17 protein-coding genes are annotated in these 17036 nt (G+C 67.1%); 13 read left to right on the top strand and 4 right to left on the bottom strand.

All coding sequences use genetic code 11. The annotated features are described in order from the left end of the window. Window positions 1-118: 118 nt before the first annotated feature. Genes HW532_RS16300 through HW532_RS16290 form a run of 3 tightly spaced genes read right to left on the bottom strand, consistent with a single transcriptional unit; the run spans window position 119 to window position 2743 of the window. Window positions 119-1243, bottom strand: coding sequence for an ABC transporter substrate-binding protein (locus tag HW532_RS16300; RefSeq protein WP_213161474.1), 1125 nt, complete (start codon window positions 1241-1243; stop codon window positions 119-121). A gap of 49 nt (window positions 1244-1292) precedes the next feature. Beyond that, window positions 1293-2051, bottom strand: a complete 759-nt coding sequence (locus tag HW532_RS16295; RefSeq protein ID WP_213161473.1) for an MBL fold metallo-hydrolase — start codon at window positions 2049-2051, stop codon at window positions 1293-1295. Further along, on the bottom strand, window positions 2048-2743 hold the full coding sequence (locus tag HW532_RS16290) for a cysteine hydrolase family protein (RefSeq protein ID WP_213161472.1): 696 nt from the start codon (window positions 2741-2743) through the stop codon (window positions 2048-2050). The genes HW532_RS16295 and HW532_RS16290 overlap by 4 nt, the downstream gene beginning before the upstream one ends. A 140-nt stretch (window positions 2744-2883) precedes the next feature. Between HW532_RS16290 and HW532_RS16285 the strand changes: the two genes are divergently transcribed. The 4 genes from HW532_RS16285 to HW532_RS16270 are packed head-to-tail and all read left to right on the top strand — an operon-like array spanning window position 2884 to window position 6346. Further along, window positions 2884-3543, top strand: coding sequence for a TetR/AcrR family transcriptional regulator (locus HW532_RS16285; protein WP_213161471.1), 660 nt, complete (start codon window positions 2884-2886; stop codon window positions 3541-3543). Next, a complete protein-coding gene (locus HW532_RS16280) occupies window positions 3534-4274 on the top strand; it encodes an SDR family NAD(P)-dependent oxidoreductase (RefSeq protein ID WP_213161470.1) in 741 nt (246 codons plus the stop codon). The genes HW532_RS16285 and HW532_RS16280 overlap by 10 nt, the downstream gene beginning before the upstream one ends. Before the next feature lie 28 nt (window positions 4275-4302). Then, window positions 4303-5307: a dimethylarginine dimethylaminohydrolase family protein gene (locus HW532_RS16275; RefSeq protein WP_213161469.1), complete on the top strand. Its 1005-nt coding sequence runs from the start codon at window positions 4303-4305 to the stop codon at window positions 5305-5307. A gap of 31 nt (window positions 5308-5338) precedes the next feature. After that, entirely contained in the window at window positions 5339-6346 is a 1008-nt protein-coding gene (locus tag HW532_RS16270; RefSeq protein WP_213161468.1) for an arginase family protein, read from the top strand. 204 nt (window positions 6347-6550) lie between these two features. Here the strand turns inward: HW532_RS16270 and ddpX are convergent, their stop codons facing one another. Continuing rightward, entirely contained in the window at window positions 6551-7141 is a 591-nt protein-coding gene (gene ddpX / locus HW532_RS16265; RefSeq protein WP_213161467.1) for a D-alanyl-D-alanine dipeptidase, read from the bottom strand. Window positions 7142-7259: 118 nt separating this feature from the next. On the opposite strand from ddpX, the gene HW532_RS16260 reads away from it, so the two are divergent. The 9 genes from HW532_RS16260 (at window position 7260) to HW532_RS16220 (ending at window position 17021) form a co-directional block, all read left to right on the top strand. Beyond that, window positions 7260-8111 (top strand): MurR/RpiR family transcriptional regulator, encoded by an 852-nt coding sequence (locus HW532_RS16260; RefSeq protein WP_213161466.1) that lies wholly within the window; start codon window positions 7260-7262, stop codon window positions 8109-8111. Window positions 8112-8132: 21 nt separating this feature from the next. Then, window positions 8133-9689, top strand: coding sequence for an ABC transporter substrate-binding protein (locus HW532_RS16255; RefSeq protein WP_213161465.1), 1557 nt, complete (start codon window positions 8133-8135; stop codon window positions 9687-9689). 63 nt (window positions 9690-9752) lie between these two features. Beyond that, a complete protein-coding gene (locus HW532_RS16250; protein ID WP_213161464.1) occupies window positions 9753-10769 on the top strand; it encodes an ABC transporter permease in 1017 nt (338 codons plus the stop codon). Continuing rightward, window positions 10769-11638: a D,D-dipeptide ABC transporter permease gene (gene ddpC, locus HW532_RS16245; protein WP_213161463.1), complete on the top strand. Its 870-nt coding sequence runs from the start codon at window positions 10769-10771 to the stop codon at window positions 11636-11638. The genes HW532_RS16250 and ddpC overlap by 1 nt, the downstream gene beginning before the upstream one ends. Continuing rightward, window positions 11635-12627 (top strand): ABC transporter ATP-binding protein, encoded by a 993-nt coding sequence (locus HW532_RS16240; RefSeq protein ID WP_213161462.1) that lies wholly within the window; start codon window positions 11635-11637, stop codon window positions 12625-12627. Before ddpC ends, HW532_RS16240 begins: the two co-directional genes overlap by 4 nt. After that, window positions 12624-13562: an oligopeptide/dipeptide ABC transporter ATP-binding protein gene (locus HW532_RS16235; RefSeq protein ID WP_213161461.1), complete on the top strand. Its 939-nt coding sequence runs from the start codon at window positions 12624-12626 to the stop codon at window positions 13560-13562. The genes HW532_RS16240 and HW532_RS16235 overlap by 4 nt, the downstream gene beginning before the upstream one ends. Before the next feature lie 310 nt (window positions 13563-13872). Beyond that, window positions 13873-14799 carry a LysR family transcriptional regulator gene (locus HW532_RS16230; protein ID WP_213161460.1) on the top strand — a complete coding sequence of 309 codons (927 nt, stop codon included), beginning with the start codon at window positions 13873-13875 and terminating at the stop codon, window positions 14797-14799. Window positions 14800-14991: 192 nt separating this feature from the next. Beyond that, window positions 14992-15465, top strand: a complete 474-nt coding sequence (locus HW532_RS16225; protein ID WP_213161459.1) for a formate dehydrogenase subunit gamma — start codon at window positions 14992-14994, stop codon at window positions 15463-15465. Next, window positions 15462-17021 carry a formate dehydrogenase beta subunit gene (locus HW532_RS16220; protein WP_213161458.1) on the top strand — a complete coding sequence of 520 codons (1560 nt, stop codon included), beginning with the start codon at window positions 15462-15464 and terminating at the stop codon, window positions 17019-17021. The genes HW532_RS16225 and HW532_RS16220 overlap by 4 nt, the downstream gene beginning before the upstream one ends. Window positions 17022-17036 lie beyond the last annotated feature (15 nt).

Below are 17036 nucleotides of genomic sequence, written 5' to 3'. Positions count from 1 at the left end.
CTCCAACACTTTGAGACCGATCAACTTTTCCGCACCCAGGCGAGTCCGCCCGAGCGCAGACCGATCGAGCCGGTAAGGGACGCGGCCGGGCACCGACCCGGCCGCTCCGCAGAGTGCGTCAGCTCGAAATGCCGTCGAGCCACTTCGCCAGCGCGTCGTCGTAGTTCTTCTCGTACCACGCCTCGCTGCGGGTGACCTGCTTGGCGACATTGTCGGGATGGCCGGGATCGATCCGGACCAGATCGCCCTTGAGCATGGCGGATGCGGCCGGATTGCTCGGTCCGTTGCCGAGCAGCTTCAGGAGCTCGATCTGACGCTCCGGGATGAGCGAGGAAGCGAGGAACTTGTTGGTGATCTCCGCGCCCGCCTTGTGGCCCTTGGGCATCACGAAGGAGGAGTGGCAGAACAGCCCGTCGTTCCACGTCCAGGTGATGCGCCCGTCCGTGTCGCGTTCGAGGACGCTCGAGCGCGTGTTCCAGATATTGCCCATGACGACCTCGCCGGTCATGAGCATCTGCTGGCTGGAGGCGCCCGATTCCCAGAAGATCAGGTCGTCGCCCAGCGTCTTGGCCTTGGCGATGGCGCGGTCCACATCGGCCGGGTAGAGCTCCTCCGGCGGCACGCCGTCGGCCAGGAGGCAGGCTTCCATCGCGCCCATCTGGTATTTCCACATGGTGCGCTTGCCCGGATAGGTCTTCGTGTCGAAGAAGTCCTTGTAGGTCGGCGGCCGGTCCGGGAACAGCGTCTTGTCGTAGGCGAGCACGAAACTGTAGGTGTAGTTCGCGATGCCGTGCTGATAGGCCCAGCCGTCGCGCACCATGGACTTGTCGACGATGGAATAGTCGACCTCGTCGAGCAGGTCCTGGAAGCCGAGCTGGTTGCACAGGAATCCATCGCCGTCGCACACGTCCCAGACGACATTGCCGGATTCGACCATCGCCTTGATCTTGCCGGCCAGCGGCGTGGCGCCGTCGACGATCACCGGCGTGCCGGTATCCGCCGTGAAGGGCTCGCCCCACGCCTCGCCCATGGCCTTGACGGCATCGCCGCCGAAATTGGCGAGCACGATCTCGTTGGCCTGCGCCAGAGCGTCGCGCGCGGAGAACAGGCCGCTGCTGGCGGCCACCGGCGCGATGCCGGCGGCAAGGCACAGCCGGACGAAATCGCGCCGGCCCATCCGGCCCTTCGCCACCTCCTGGCGGGCGAGGTCTATCAGGTCGTCATTGATTGTCTTGCCAGTCATCCTACTCCCTCCATCGCCTCTCAGAGGCCTTGTTGAACTCCACCCCCGATCAATGCCCTCCGGGACATCCCATGGCCCGACGGCCTGCGAGATAGTCCTCGACGAGATCGATCATGCGCGCCCGGTCGAAGATCGGGCCGTGGCCGCCAAGCCCCCTGCGCACCGGCAGTTCCCGCAGCCGGTCCATCGTGTTCTCGTAGCGCGCCGGGTCCGAGCGCGGCAGGTCGTCGAGCAGCCGGCCGTCATAAATCACGTCGCCGGAGAAGAAGTCGCCGGACCGCTCGTCCACAAGCCCGACGGATCCCGGCGAATGGCCGGGCAGGTGCACCACGGCCAAGCGCCGGTCGCCGAGATCGATTGTATCACCATCGCGCAGGATCCGTGTGGCTGGCCTCGCCTCGACCGTGAAGGCCGCGAGCCGCCATCCGGACTCCGGCAGGGCCGTCACTGCCTCCGGCGTGTCGCGGAAGAAGGGGCCGAGATGCACGCCGTCGTCGCCTTCGAGCGCCGCGGCGTCGGCACCGTGGATCGCGCGCCGGTCGAATTCGTGGAGTCCGCCCATATGGTCGACATGGCCATGGGTGGCGAGCGCGAGCACCGGCCTGTCGTCCATCTCCTCCAGCGCCGGGCGCAGGGGCGCGATGCCCATTCCCGCATCGACCAGGAGGTCGAGATCGCGGCCCCGGACATACCAGATATTGGCGCGGAACCATTTGTGGACCGCCGGCTCGCGATAGAGCGTGAGGCCCGGCTCGACCGGCCGGCGCTCGAACCAGCGATCCCGCACGGCCAGCCCGCCGCCGCTCATGCCGCGCTCTCCGTCAGCCGGGCGAGCGCGGAACCGACATCGGCAACCGTCGCCGTCGCGCCGAGCACGCCGCCCTCCACCGTCATCAGATAGACGGCGGCCTCGTGGGCGCGCCGGTCGCCCGACCCGCAGGCGTCGGAGACGAGCAGGCATTGATAGCCGCGGTCATTGCCATCGCGCACCGTGGCATGGACGCAGCAGTCTGTGGTGATACCGCAGACGATCAGATGGCGAATACCGCGGATCCGCAGCACGGTGTCGAGATCGGTGTCGTGGAACGGCCCGTTGGCGCTCTTGTCGACGACCGCCTCGCCATCGGCCGGCGCGAGTTCCGGCACGATCTCCCAACCGGGCTCGCCGCGCACGAGAACCCGACCGAGCGGCCCTTCCCGACCCACGCCGCTACCGAAATGGTTCGCGCGCCAGGCCTTGTGGGCCGGCAGGTCGCTGAGGTCGCGCCGGTAGCCCTGCCGGGTGTGGACGATGAAGAGACCGGCCTCGCGGGCCGCATCCAGCAGGCGACGCACGCCTGGAATGGCAACGCGCGTCCCGTCGATATCGCCGCCGAGCGCGGCCAGATAGCCCTCAGGCTCGAGGAAGTCGCGCTGCATGTCGACGACGACCAGGGCGGTCGCCTCGCGGGCAAGCCCGTCATGGGGAAACGGATACGGCTCTGCCCGGATTGTCAGCATGAATGACCCTTGCGCCCCTGTTCCGTCCGGGAAGTCTTCCACAGAGGATTTTAGAGTCAAGTCCAATTTTGAAGTTGACTAAAATTACGGCGCGGGATTGACTGTCGCCCAGCAGGACAGGAAGGGGGTCCGGACCGGACATGACAGGCCTTCGCGCACGCAAGCAGCAGGCACGGTGGGAGCGCATCCTCGATGTCGCCGCGGCCCTGTTTGCGGAGAAGGGCTACCGGGACACCCATGTGACCGACATCGCCCGGCGCGCCAACCTGTCGGCGGCGACCGTCTACAACTACTTCTCCACCAAGCGGAACATCGTGCTCGGGCTTGCCGTGCGCCATATCCGGCAGGCGCTGCCGGAACGGCTCGCACTTCTGAAGAACCCGCCGGCCAATCCGCTGGAGGCGGTGTGCGCCTACGAGAACCTGCTCGTGGTGCAGAGCACCCGCATCCTCACCCGCGACTGCTGGCGCGTCATCTTCGGCACCCTCTACGAGGAACCGGGCGGCGAGGCCCACAGGACGGCGATGCGCCTCAACCAGATCCTGCACCGCCACTACACACGCATGCTGAACGCCTTCCAGAGGCGCGGCCGGATCGCGGCGGACGTGGACACCGACGCGCTCGCCAGCCTGATCGTCGGGATCGGCACCTTCCACTGGATGAATTTCCTGGCCGACGAGAGCGTGACCGCCGACGAGCTCAAGTCCCGGGTCAACGGCCAGCTCGCCATCGTCTTCCGGGGCGCGGCGCCGGATCCGGCAACCGGCAGGGAACAGGAGAGAGCGGAGCAATGGAACTGACCGGGCGCCGCGCGCTGGTCACGGGCGCGGGAAGCGGCATAGGACGGGCCTGCGCGGACACTCTGGCGACGCATGGCGCGGAGGTGATCGTCCAGGACATCGATCCCGCCCGCGTCTCGCAGGCCGTCGCGGAGATCGAGGCGGCCGGCCATGCCGCGAGAGCACTGGCCTGCGACGTCGCCGACGAGGCCGCCCTCAAGGCGGCGGTCGCCGATGCGGGACCCGTCCACATCCTGGTGAACAATGCGGGCGTGGCCGGCAACAACGCACCGCTGGAGGAGATCGACCGGGCGGCCTTCGACCGCATGATGAACACCCATGTCTGGGGCGCCCATGCCGCGATGCGGGCCTGCATTGCGGGCATGAAGGAGGCGCGCTGGGGCCGCATCGTCAATATCGGATCCAACAGGGGACAGGTGGGCTTCGAGCGCTCCTCGCATTATTGCGCCGCCAAGGCCGCGCTGATCGCGATGGCCAAGGCGTGGGCGCGCGAATTCGCCCCCTGGGGCATCCTCGCCAACGCCATAGCGCCCGGCGTGACCCGCACCGCCATGACGCTCGCCTATGGCGAGCAGGCGGTGGACGAGGAGGCGCGCGAGAATCTCCTGTCGCGGGCGGCGAGCCCGGAGGAGATCGCCGCCTGGGTGGCGGTGCTGTGCGGGCCCACGGGCGACTTCATGACGGGCCAGCTCCTCTGCCCCAATGGCGGCGACCCGATAGTCGGCATCTGAACGGTTTTTCGAGAATGGAGGGTGCGCGATGAGCGCGATGACGGAAAACGAGTGGCGCTACAATCAGCTGATCAAGCTGTTTCCTTCCCATGCCGAACCGCCCTTCGAGGACCGCGGCCAGCAGAAGACCGTCTGGGGCCGGGAGTGGGGATGCCGCAACGATGTCGGCCGCCTGCGCGCGGTCCTCATGCACCGGCCGGGCGAGGAGCTGAACGTCGTGGACACCGCCAAGCGGCTGCCCATCGGCGCCTATGGCGACCTTGAGGCGGGCTGGTACTGGCGCGGCGACACCCCGCCCGACCTTCCCGCCATGCAGGCCCAGCACGACGCCTTCGTCGCGGCGCTTCAGGCGGAAGGCGTCGAGGTCGTGATGATCGACCGCGCCGAGCCCGGCATGATGAAGACCTGCTACACGCGCGATGTGGTGATCGGCATAGACGGCGGCGCCATCGTCACCCGGATGGGTCCGACGGTCCGCCGCGGCGAGGAACGGTCCGCCACGCGCACGCTCGCCAATCTCGGCTGCCCCATCCTGCGCACCCTGTCGGGCAATGCCATCGCGGAGGGCGGCAGCTTCGCCTGGATCGACGAGCACACCGCCGTCATCGGCCTGTCCTCGCGCGTCAACGAGGAAGGCGCCCGCCAGATCGAGGAAGTGCTGCGCCCGCAGGGTGTGGAGCTCCTGCGCGTCCAGCTGACGGGCTACCGGCTGCATATCGACGGGACCTTCCTCATGGTCGCGCCCGACCTCGCCATGGTCAATCCGTCGATCGTGCCCTTCTGGTTCCTGGAGGAACTGAAGACACGCCACATCCACACCATCGAGCTTCACCATTCCGACAATCCGTGGATCGTCAACAGCCTCGCCGTCTCGCCGGGGCGGCTGATCGTTCCGGAGGGCATGACCGACATGACGCGCGAGGCGCTCCACCGCCACGGCGTGGAGACCGTGGCCGTCGCTTACGACAAGGTCTGCGCCGGCGGCGGCGGGCTGCACTGCTCGACCGCTCCGCTGATCCGCGATCCCGTGTGAGCCCCGCAAAGCCCGGAAAGGGAATGTCGACATGACCGTCTCCGACGAGGAATTCGCCGCGCGCAAGGCCGCGATGCAGCCCTGGTACTGGTGGGGCATCCCGACCTTCTTCAAGTGCCCCTGGAACGAGGATCCGTCGGCGAGCGACATCGCGCTCGTCGGCGTGCCGCACAGCTCCGGCAACGGCTCCACCGAGCGCGACCAGCATCTCGCGCCGCGCGCGGTCCGCGACATGTCGGGGCGCTATCGCCGGGCCCACGAGACCTACGGCTTCAGCCCTTGGGACATCCTTCGCGTCAACGATCTCGGCGACGTGCCCCTGCCGGAGGCCATGGCGAACGACATCTCGGTGGGCCATATCGAGGACTATTTCCACCGGCTCGACCGGGCGGGCGCGCGACCCGTCTCCATCGGCGGCGATCACGCCATCACCGGCCCGATCCTGAAGGCGCTGGGCGGGAAGGACACCGCGCTCGCCGGCGGGCGCAAGCTCTCGCTCGTCCATTTCGACGCCCATCGCGACGACTACGACTATCTGCCCCACTGGCTCGGCAATCGCCGCTCGGCGGCGCACTGGGCGGCCTATTCGGTTCAGGAGGGCCATGTCGATCCGGGCCGGTCGATCCAGCTCGGCATGCGCGGCAATCCGCTCAAACCCCGCACCGGCAATCCGGCCGACAGCGATCTCGGCTACGAGATCATGCCCGCCGAAACGGTCTTCGACGAGGGGCTGGACGAAACCGCCCAGCGCATTCTCGACCGGGTCGGCGACAATCCCGTCTACATCACCTTCGACCTCGACGTGCTCGACGTGGCGGACGCTCCCGGCGTCTCCAACCTGGAAGCGGGATACCGCGGCCTGCGCGCCTATGAGGCCATCCGCCTGCTGCGGACCATGCGCGGTCTCGACATCGTCGGCGCCGACATTGTGTGCATGATGCCGACGCGCGACAACCCGAACCAGATCACCGCGCTCACGGCGACCGTTCTCATGTTCGAGATGATCTGCCTGATCGGCGACCGGATCCGGCAGCGATAGGCGGGAGCCCCATCCGCTCGGGCGGCACCGACCCGCTTCCCTACCCGGGCCGGTTTTGCCCGTCATTCCCGCGGAAGCGGGAAACCATTCGGTGCTTGCCGAATAACGCTGCCTGATGGATGCCCGCTTCCGCGGGCATGACGACAGTCGAGGTGACCGGGTGGGGGCGGGCCAGTGCCGGTCGGAACGCGGAGAACCGCCCGCTCAGTCCGTCTCGAAGGTCATGGCCGCCAGCCAGTCCGGCAGCATCGCATTGCCGAGCGGGTCGTCGTGGATGAGCGGATACTGCTCCGGCTCGGGCAGGTTGAAGTGCCACCATTCGTAGGGCTGGGCGGCGAAGCCCGACTGCACCATGATGCCGGTCAGGAGATAACGGTTGCGCTGCGCCTCCGGCGAGATGGTCGTGCAGGCCATGTGCGAGCGCTCGTCGAAGGCGTCGAAGCCGGTGCCCATGTCGAGCACTTCGCCGTCCTCGCCGATCAGCGTGAGGTCGACCGCGATCCCGCGCGAATGGGTCGAGCCGACCCGCGGATCGGCCACATAGCGCCTGTCGGGAACCACGCCCCAGAAATAATGCTGCACCCGGGAGGGCCTGTAGGCGTCGAAGATGCGCAGGCGGCATCCCTGTATGGCAGCAAGCCTCGCGGCGAGCGCGAGCGCCTCCGCGGCCTCCGGTATCAGGAGACAGCCTGCGGTCTGCGCATAGACGGGGCGGCCGGCCAGATTGTCGCTCGTCGCGTATAGCAACATCAGATCGAGACCCGTCGCCTCCTCGTCGACTCTCATAAGGCTCATCGGCGGGCCCTCCTGGATCGCTGGCTGGACAGTTAGGTGTGTAACGAAAATCCCTTGACCGTTTCGATTATAACATTTCATAGTTGCCGGCAAGGGATGCGAGGGGAACAAAAACACCATGGCAAGCGACGTGCGCGAGCTGGTCAAGGAGCGCTATGACAGCCTGACGCGCTCGGAGCGCCTGCTCGCCAATCTCGTCCTCGCCGAGCCCCATATCCTGCTTCTGGAGACCAGCGCCGCCATTGCGGGACGCGCCGGCGTCAGCGCCATGAGCGTCACGCGCTTTGCCCACAAGCTTGGGTTCGACAGCTTCCAGGAGCTGCGCCAGCACGCCAAGGGCAGCAGCCTCGACGCGCCGCTGAGCGGGCTCGTCGCGGCCCGCAGATCGGTCGGCACGGGCGCGGGCGACGGGGCCTTCGAGGCCGATTGCCAGACGATCCGGCGCGCCTACGAGCTGCGCGAGCGGCCGGACTGGAGCGAGGCGGTCGGCCTCGTCGCCCATTCCGACTGCGTCTATGCCGCGGGCTTCCAGACCACCGCGCATCTGGCGCGCGCCTTCGTCGACCATCTCGAATATGTCCGCCCTCGCGCCTTCCATCTCGACGGTACGAATGGCGATTATTTCAACGTGCTCACCGATCCGGGACCCAATGTGGCGCTCGTGCTGGTGGACATCTTCCGCTACGGGCGCGCCGGGCCGCTGCTCGCCGAATTCGCCCACAAGCGCGGCGTGAAGGTGATCGTGCTGTGCGACGATCTGTGCGACTGGGCGGTGCCCGTCGCCGACCATGTCTTCACGGTGGCCGGCAATCGCGGGCCCTTCATGGGCACCACCATCGCGCTCTATGCGCTGATCAACCTTCTCCTGCGCGATACCGCCAACATGCTCGGCGACCGGGCACTCGACCTCCTCGAGGTCGCCGCGGAGGCGCAGGACTGGTTCGGCCAGCATCTGAAGGACAAGAACTGAGGGGAGTTGACAAGGAGAGCCATGATGAAAGGACTTCTGAAGCGTCTTCTGGGCGCCGGCATCGGCGTGGCCCTGATGGGTCTTGCGGCCATGCCGGCCTCTGCCGAACAGGACGTGTTCGTCATCGCCAAGGCACAGGATCCGACCTCGCTCGATCCGGCCTTCACCATGACCAACAACGACTGGACGATCACCTATCCGGCCTATCAGCGTCTCGTGCGCTACGGCGTGAAGGACGGCGTCGGCCAGACCTCGGTCGAGGGCGAGCTCGCCAAGAGCTGGGAGGCCAGCGAGGACGGCAAGACCTGGACCTTCACGCTCGTCGACGGCCAGGCCTTCGACGACGGCACGCCCGTCGACGCGGCGGCCGTCAAGTTCAGCTTCGACCGGCTGAAAGCCATGGGCAACGGTCCGGCGGACGCCTTCCCGACGCTTGAGAGCGTGGAGGTGATCGACCCGAAGACCGTGCGCTTCCATCTCGCCGAGCCCTTCGCGCCCTTCCTCTACACGCTCGCCAATAACGGCGCGGCCATCGTCAATCCGGCGATCGCGAGCCACGAGAAGGACGGCGACCATGCGCAGGGCTGGCTGTCGAGCCACACGGCGGGCTCGGGCGCCTTCCGCCTCGTCTCGTGGGACAAGGGCCAGTCCATCGTTCTGGAGCCCAATCCGCATTATGGCGGCGAGGCCCCGGCCTTCTCCAAGGTGGTCGTGAAGATGATCGGCGAGGCCTCGACCCGCCGGCTGCAGCTCGTGAACGGTGATGTGGACCTGGCCGAAGAGCTGCCAATCGACCAGCTCGACGCCATCGCCAACGAGGACGGCGTCGTGGTCAAGGAGTATCCGAGCTTCCGCATCACGCAGTTCTACCTGAACACCTCCAAGCCGCCGCTCGACGACCCGGATGTCCGCCGCGCGATCAACCATGCCATCGACTATCAGGGCATCATCGACGGCATCCTGCTCGGCAAGGGCATCCAGATGCGCGGGCCGATCCCGAAGGGCATGTGGGGCCATGACGAGACCGTGCTCCAGTACGATTACGACCTCGACAAGGCCAAGGAGCTGATCGCCGGCAAGGACATCGGCACGCTCACCTATCTCTATGCCTCCACCGACCCGAACTGGGAGCCCATCGGCCTCCTGCTCCAGGCCAGCCTCGCCCAGCTCGGCATCGAGCTTAAGATGGAGAACCTCGCCTATGCGACCATGCGCGAGCATATCGACAAGGGCGACTTCAACATCGCGGCCGGCAACTGGACGCCGGACTTCTCCGACCCGTACATGTTCATGAACTACTGGTTCGACAGCGCGAAGTTCGGGCTCGCCGGCAACCGGTCCTTCTACAAGAACGAGAAGGTCGACGAGCTGATCCGCACCGCGGCCCGCCTGACGAGCCAGGAGGAGCGCACCAAGCTTTATCAGCAGGCCCAGGAGATCGTCGTCAACGACGCGGTCTACGCCTATCTCTTCCAGCGCAACGAGAACATCGCCATGCGCGAGGACGTGAAGGGCTTCGTGTTCAATCCGATGCTCGTGCAGATCTACAATCTCGCCGATATGAGCAAGTCCGAGTAGACAACAGCCGCCGCGGCGGGCCCTGTCGCCCGCCGCGGCCCCATCTGCCGCACAGAGGCCCGGATGCAGTTCGCGCGTGTCGTCTCCAAACGCCTGTTCTTTCTCGTCTTCGTCGTTGCGGGCGTCTCGCTGATCACCTTCACCGTCTCGCACCTGATCCCCGGCGACCCGGCCCGGCTGATCGCCGGCGACCGGGCCAGCGCGGAGACCGTCGAGGCGATGCGCGAGCAGCTCGGCCTCAACCGCCCGCTGCCGGAGCAATATGCGATCTATGTGTCCGACCTCTTCAAGGGGGATCTCGGCACCTCGATCCGCACCGGCCGCCCGGTCCTTGAGGACATCAAGGCCTTCTTCCCCGCGACCATCGAGCTCGGCGCGGTGGCGCTCCTCATCGCCACGCTGATCGGAGTGCCCTTCGGCGTCCTCTCCGCGATCTATCGCGATAGCTGGATCGATCAGCTCTGCCGGAGCTTCGCCGTGATCGGCATCTCCACCCCGGCCTTCTGGCTGGGCCTCATCCTGCTCTTCGTGCTCTATGGCGAACTCGGCTGGTTTCCGGCCGGCGGGCGCATCTCGCAATCCCTCGGGGCCCCGCCCACCATCACCGGTTTCTATCTGGTCGACAGCCTGCTGGAGGGCAGCCTGCCCCGCTTCTTCAGTGCGCTCGGCCATATCGCGCTGCCGGCGATCACGCTCGGCGTCGTCCAGCTCGGCATCGTCTCGCGCCAGATCCGCTCGGCCATGCTGGAGACCATGCGCGAGGATTATGTGCGCACCGCGCGCGCCAACGGGCTGCCGGCCTGGCGGGTCGTCCTGCGCCACGGCCTGCCCAATGCGCTCATCCCGTCGGTCACCGTGCTCGGGCTCGCCTTCGGCGACCTGCTCTACGGCGCGGTGCTGACGGAGACCGTGTTCTCCTGGCCCGGCATGGGCGCCTATGTGGTCGCCTCCATCCAGGCCCTCGACTTCCCGGCCATCATGGGGTTCACCGTGGTTGTCTCGATCGCCTATGTGCTGGTCAATCTCGTGGTCGATCTCGTCTATCTGGCGCTCGATCCGCGCATCCGGGAGGTCGGCTGATGAGCGAGGCCCGCATCGGGAGGAGGCGCCCTGCGCGCAGCTATTTCTGGTGGCGTGTGCGCCAGAGCCCGCTGATGATCGTCGGGCTTGCGATCATCGCCGCCATCGTCATCATCGTGGCGGTGCCGCAGCTTCTGGCGACCCACGACCCCAATGCGGTCGATATCCGCATGCGGCTGGCCGCGCCCGGCTGGACGCATTTCTTCGGCACAGACGAGGTCGGCCGCGACATCTACAGCCGCGTGATCCACGGGGCGCGCCAGTCGGTGGGTGTCGGCTTCTTCATCGTGCTGATCGCGGGCACGTCCGGCGTGCTGATCGGCGCCTTCAGCGGCATTGTCGGCGGGCGCACGGACACCGCCATCATGCGCATCATGGATGTGGTCCTGTCGGTGCCCTCGCTCGTCCTGACCATCGCGCTCGCCGCGGCGCTGGGCCCGAGCCTCTTCAACGCCATGCTCGCCATCGCGCTGGTGCGCATCCCCTTCTATGTGCGGCTCACGCGCGGCCAGACGCTCAGCCTGCGCGAGATCGGCTATGTGCAGGCCGCGCGCAGCTTCGGCGCGTCGCGGTGGCACCTCATCCGCTGGCATGTCGGACCGAACACGCTCTCGCCGATCATCGTGCAGGCGACCCTCGATCTCGGCGCGGCGATCCTCATGGCGTCCGCGCTCAGCTTCATCGGGCTCGGCGCCCAGCAGCCGACCGCGGAATGGGGCGCCATGGTCGCCACAGGGCGCACCTACATCTTCGACCAATGGTGGTACTCCGCCTTTCCGGGCTTCGCCATCCTGGTCGCCGCCTCCGGCTTCAACCTGTTCGGCGACGGCCTGCGCGACATCCTCGACCCGAAGGAGAGAGGCCGGTGACCACGGACACGACCGTTCTCGACATTCACGATCTCGGTATCGACCTGCCCACATTCCAGGGCGACGTCGCCGCCCTCAACGGCGTGTCTCTCGCGGTGAAGGCGGGCGAGATCGTCGGGCTCGTGGGCGAATCGGGCAGCGGCAAGTCGGTCACCGCCATGATGGCCATGCGGCTGATCGAGGAGAAGGCCTATCGCGTGCGCTCCGGCCGGATCGCCATTCTCGGGCGCGACGTGCTTGCCATGTCGGAGCGGGAGCTGTCGCGCATGCGCGCCCGCGACGCGGCGATGATCTTCCAGGAGCCGATGACCGCCCTCAACCCGACGCGGCGCATCGGCGACCAGATGTGCGAGGTGATCCGCCAGCACCGCGACATCGACCGCGCCGGCGCGAAACGGCTCGCCGCGGATCTCCTGCGCGAGGTCCAGCTCGGCGATGCCGAACAGACGCTCGGCAAGTATCCCTTCGAGCTCTCCGGCGGCATGCGCCAGCGCGTGCTCATCGCCATGGCCTATTCCTGCAACCCGAAGCTCATCATCGCCGACGAGCCGACCACCGCGCTCGACGTGACGGTGCAGAAACAGATCCTTTTGCTCCTGCGCCGGATGGCGGAGAAGACGGGCTCGGGCGTCCTGCTCATCACCCACGACCTCGCCGTGGTGAGCCAGATCTGCCACCGCGTCTATGTGCTCTATGCGGGCTCGGTGATGGAGACCGGCGCGACGCGCGACATCATCCACGCGCCGCGCCATCCCTATACGAGCGCGCTCCTCAAGGCCCTGCCCGACCAGGGAACGCCAAGGGAACCCCTGCCCTCCATCCCCGGAACCGTGCCGGACCCGCGTGCCCTGCCGGCGGGCTGCCTGTTCGCAAATCGCTGCGAGCGGCGCCTTGCGCGCTGCGACGAGCGTCCGCCGCTCTTCAAGTCGGGCACACGCGAGGTCGCCTGCTGGCTCGAGGCGCGGGAGAGCGAGGAGAGCGAACGATGAGCGCGCCCGTCGAGATCCGGATCGAGAACCTCCGGCAGCGCTTCCCCGGCCGGCGCAACTGGTGGGGACGCACCGTCGAATATGTCCATGCGCTGAACGGCATCGACCTCACCGTCAACAAGGGCGAGATCCTCGGGATCGTCGGCGAATCGGGCTGCGGCAAGAGCACGCTGACGCAGATCCTGCTCGGACTGCAACAACCGAGCGAGGGCCGGGCTGAGGTCCTCTCCTCGCGGCCTCAGATCGTCTTCCAGGATCCGCAATCCTCGCTCAATCCGCGCCTCCCCGTCTGGCGGGTCGTAACCGAGCCGGTCTTCGCCCACAGGAAGGCCGCGCGCGAGGAGCTGCGTGCTCTGGCGGAACGCCTGCTGGTCGATGTCGGGCTCAAGGAGGAACATCTCGACCGCTATCCGCACGAATTCTCCGGCGGCCAGCGCCAGCGCATCGCCATCGCCCGCGCTCTGTCCTCCGACCCGGATGTCATCATCTTCGACGAGCCGACCTCCGCCCTCGACATCTCCGTCCAGGCGCAGATCCTCAACCTGCTCCTCGCGCTCCACCGCGAACGCACCCTCACCTTCATCGTCATTTCGCACGACGTCTCGGTGATCCGCCATATCGCGGACCGGGTCGCGGTCATGTATCTCGGCCAGATCGTGGAGGAAGGCCCCGCCGGGCCGCTCATGGGCGCGCCCGGCCACCCCTATACGCGCACCCTTCTGAACGCGGTGCCGAAGCTCGACGGCGACGACGCCTTCTTCCACGAGGACGCCGTGCGCGAGCCGACCAGCAACAGGCACCTGCCGGAGGGCTGCTTCTTCGCCAATCGCTGCCCGGATGTGCGCGACGACTGTGCCCGCCCCCAAGCCCTGCGCACGCTCGACGACCGAAAGCTGCGCTGCATTCTGGCGGATCGCCCCAATCAGATTGCATAATCAGGCATAATTACGCTTTAATTCCGTCATTCACATTTTTTCGTATTTCGATACAGTTTCTGCAATCGTGGAGAACACCTTAGCCGCGCGCCCGCAGATCTCCCGAAGCCGGATCGCGACAAGCACAAAACACGACAGCCTGGCGATTTTTGGAAGTATTTCCGATAACAATACTTAAACGTGATCGGATGATTTGAAATCCAAATCCATTTTCCCTTGAAGTTCAAAGCGATATAAGCTCCCACGGTCACCGCAGCCTGGACGGGCCGACCGGATCGACAGGGCGCACGCACCACCATACGGGGAACGCTTGCTGGACCGGCTGGAATTCATCATCGCGCTTGCCCGCGAACGCCATTTCGGGCGCGCGGCGGAAGCCTGCGGCGTGTCCCAGCCCACGCTGTCCTCTGGCATCAAGCAGCTCGAGGGCGCGCTCGGCGTCCTGCTCGTGCAGCGCGGCTCGCGATTTCTCGGCTTCACGCCCGAGGGCGAGCGGGTGCTCGACTGGGCGCGCCGCATCGTCGGCGACGCACGCGCCATGCGCCAAGAGGTGGAAGCGCTCAAGACGGGGCTGGCCGGCCATCTGCGGATCGCAGCCATCCCGACGGCACTCGCCATGGTGGCGGGTCTCACCACACCCTATCGCGCGCGCCACCCCAATGTCCGCTTCACCATCATCTCGCGAACCTCCGTGGAAGTGCTCACGCTTCTGGAGAACCTCGAGATCGACGCCGGCATCACCTATCTCGACAACGAGCCCCTGGGGCGGGTCAGCACCGTGCCGCTCTATCGCGAGCGCTACCATCTCCTCACCGCCCCCGATGCCCAGTTCGGCGACCGGGACAGGGTCACCTGGGCGGAGGTCGCGCAACTGCCGCTGTGCCTCCTGACCCCCGACATGCAGAACCGCCGCATCATCGACGGGCTCTTGAGGTCGGCCGGCGGCACCCCGTCGCCGACGCTGGAATCGAACTCCATCGTGGTGCTGTTCGCCCATGTGCGCACCGGGCGCTGGGCAACAATCATGCCCACCAAGCTCGCCGACACGCTGGGGCTGACGGACACCGTGAAGTCCATTCCCATCATGGAGCCCGACGCGCTGCACACGGTCGGCCTCGTCGTTCCCCACCGTGAGCCCATGACGCCGCAGACCGCCGCGCTCGTTTCCGAAGCCCGGCATCTCGCCCAGACGCTCGCCCCCGATCTCGTCGACGACCCGTCCTATCAGTGTGCCTGACGTCCGTCCGCACGGACGGACAGACTTTCTCAATAGAAAAACCCAATCACTCGATAGAATATCGGGAATACACATCTCGTTATTCTCATCGATTACGTTTTGCTATCGCAACATGGAACAGCTTTGTTGATAGAGCCGGGATTATAACTGTATTGATTCAAGAAAACGGGACGGAAACGCGCAAGGACAGCCATGCCACGATACGAGCCCTGGACTGCCGACCGCACTGTCGAAATCGCTCGGGCCCATGCTGGCCGCGAGGGGCCTCTGCTGCCCATCCTGCACGAGATACAGGAGACCTTCGGCCATGTGCCGGAGGCCGCCGTACCGGTGATTGCGGAGGTGCTGAACCTGTCGCGCGCGGAGGTCCATGGGGTCGTGTCCTTCTATCACGACTTCCGCGCCGCGCCGGCGGGCCGCCATGTCGTGAAGCTGTGCCGTGCCGAGGCCTGCCAGGCCGCCGGCGGGCATCGCATGTCCGCACGGCTGCAGGACGCGCTCGGTATCGGCTTCGGCGAGACGAAGGCCGACGGGACCGTCACGCTCGACGCCGTCTATTGCCTTGGCCTGTGCGCCTGCGCACCGGCGGCGATGGTCGACGGCAGGCTCCGCGGGCGGCTCGACGATACCGCGCTCGACGACATCCTCGCGGAGGTCCGGCAATGACCCTGACCCTCCACGTGCCGGGCGATGCCGGAGCCCTGGCGGTCGGAGCCGACGCCGTCGCCGACGCGCTTGCCGCCACCCTCGCCCGGGCCGGCATCGAGGCGCGCATCGTGCGCACCGGATCTCGCGGGCTCTACTGGCTCGAACCGATGGTGGAGGTCGCCAGCGCCGCCGGCCGCATCGCCTACGGCCCGGTGACGCCCGCCGACGTGCCGGGCCTCGTCGAGGCGGGGCTCGCCGACGGCGCCGCCCATCCCTTGCGGCTCGGTGCGCCCGAGGAGATCCCGTTCCTTGCGCGCCAGACGCGCCTGACCTTTGCGCGCTGCGGCGTGATCGATCCGCTGTCGCTTGAGGACTACGAGGCCCATGGCGGCTATGCCGGGCTCGGCCGCGCCCTGTCGCTCGGCGCCCCGGACACCGTGGAGGAGGTCGTGGCTTCGGGTCTGCGCGGGCGCGGCGGCGCAGGCTTCCCGACCGGCGTCAAGTGGCGCACGGTGGCGGAGACCGATGGGCCGCAGAAATACATCGTCTGCAATGCAGACGAGGGCGACAGCGGCACCTTCGCCGACCGCATGATCATGGAGGGCGATCCCTTCGTGCTCATCGAGGGCATGACCATCGCCGGCCTCGCGGTCGGGGCCACGAAGGGCTACATCTATCTGCGCTCCGAATATCCCCATGCCGGCGCCATCATGGGCAAGGCCATCGCCACGGCGCGGCGCGCAGGGCTTCTGGGGCCTGCCGTGATGGACTCGTCCCATGCCTTCGACATCGAGCTGCGCATGGGCGCCGGCGCCTATGTGTGCGGCGAGGAAACCTCGCTTCTCGACAGCCTGGAGGGCAAGCGCGGGCTGGTGCGCCCCAAGCCGCCGCTGCCTGCGCATCGGGGTCTGTTCGGCAAGCCGACCGTCGTCAACAACGTGCTCTCGCTCGCCGCCGTGCCCGGCATCCTTGCCGACGGGGCGGAACGGTACCGGGATTTCGGCATGGGCCGGTCGCGCGGCACCATGCCCATCCAGCTCGCCGGCAATGTGCGCCATGGCGGGCTGTTCGAGACCGCCTTCGGCATGACGCTCGGCACGCTGGTGGAGGAGATCGGCGGAGGCACGGCCACGGGCCGCCCGGTACGCGCCGTCCAGGTCGGCGGACCGCTCGGCGCCTATTTCCCGCCCGCCCTGTTCGACACGCCCTTCGACTACGAGGCCTTCGCGGAGCGCTCGGGCCTCATCGGCCATGGCGGCATCGTGGTGTTCGACGACACGGTGGACATGGCCCGTCAGGCGCGCTTCGCCATGGAGTTCTGCGGTGTGGAATCCTGCGGCAAGTGCACCCCCTGCCGGATCGGCGCGGTGCGCGGCGTGGAGGTCATCGACCGCATCGTCGCCAATGAGGAGCGCGACGCCAATATCGCGCTCCTGGAAGATCTCTGCGACACGATGGAGTTCGGCTCGCTGTGCGCGCTCGGCGGCTTCACGCCCTATCCGGTGCGCAGCGCACTCCACCATTTCCCCGAGGATTTCGGTGCATCGCCGATGCGCCGAGAGGCAGCCGAGTAGCGACACGTAAGGAGG

Origin of the sequence: Kaustia mangrovi, from assembly GCF_015482775.1 — a bacterium.
Taxonomy (GTDB): Bacteria; Pseudomonadota; Alphaproteobacteria; order Rhizobiales; family Im1; genus Kaustia; species Kaustia mangrovi.
Note: the sequence above shows the minus strand (reverse complement) of the source record. Positions and strands in the feature narration are given on the sequence as shown.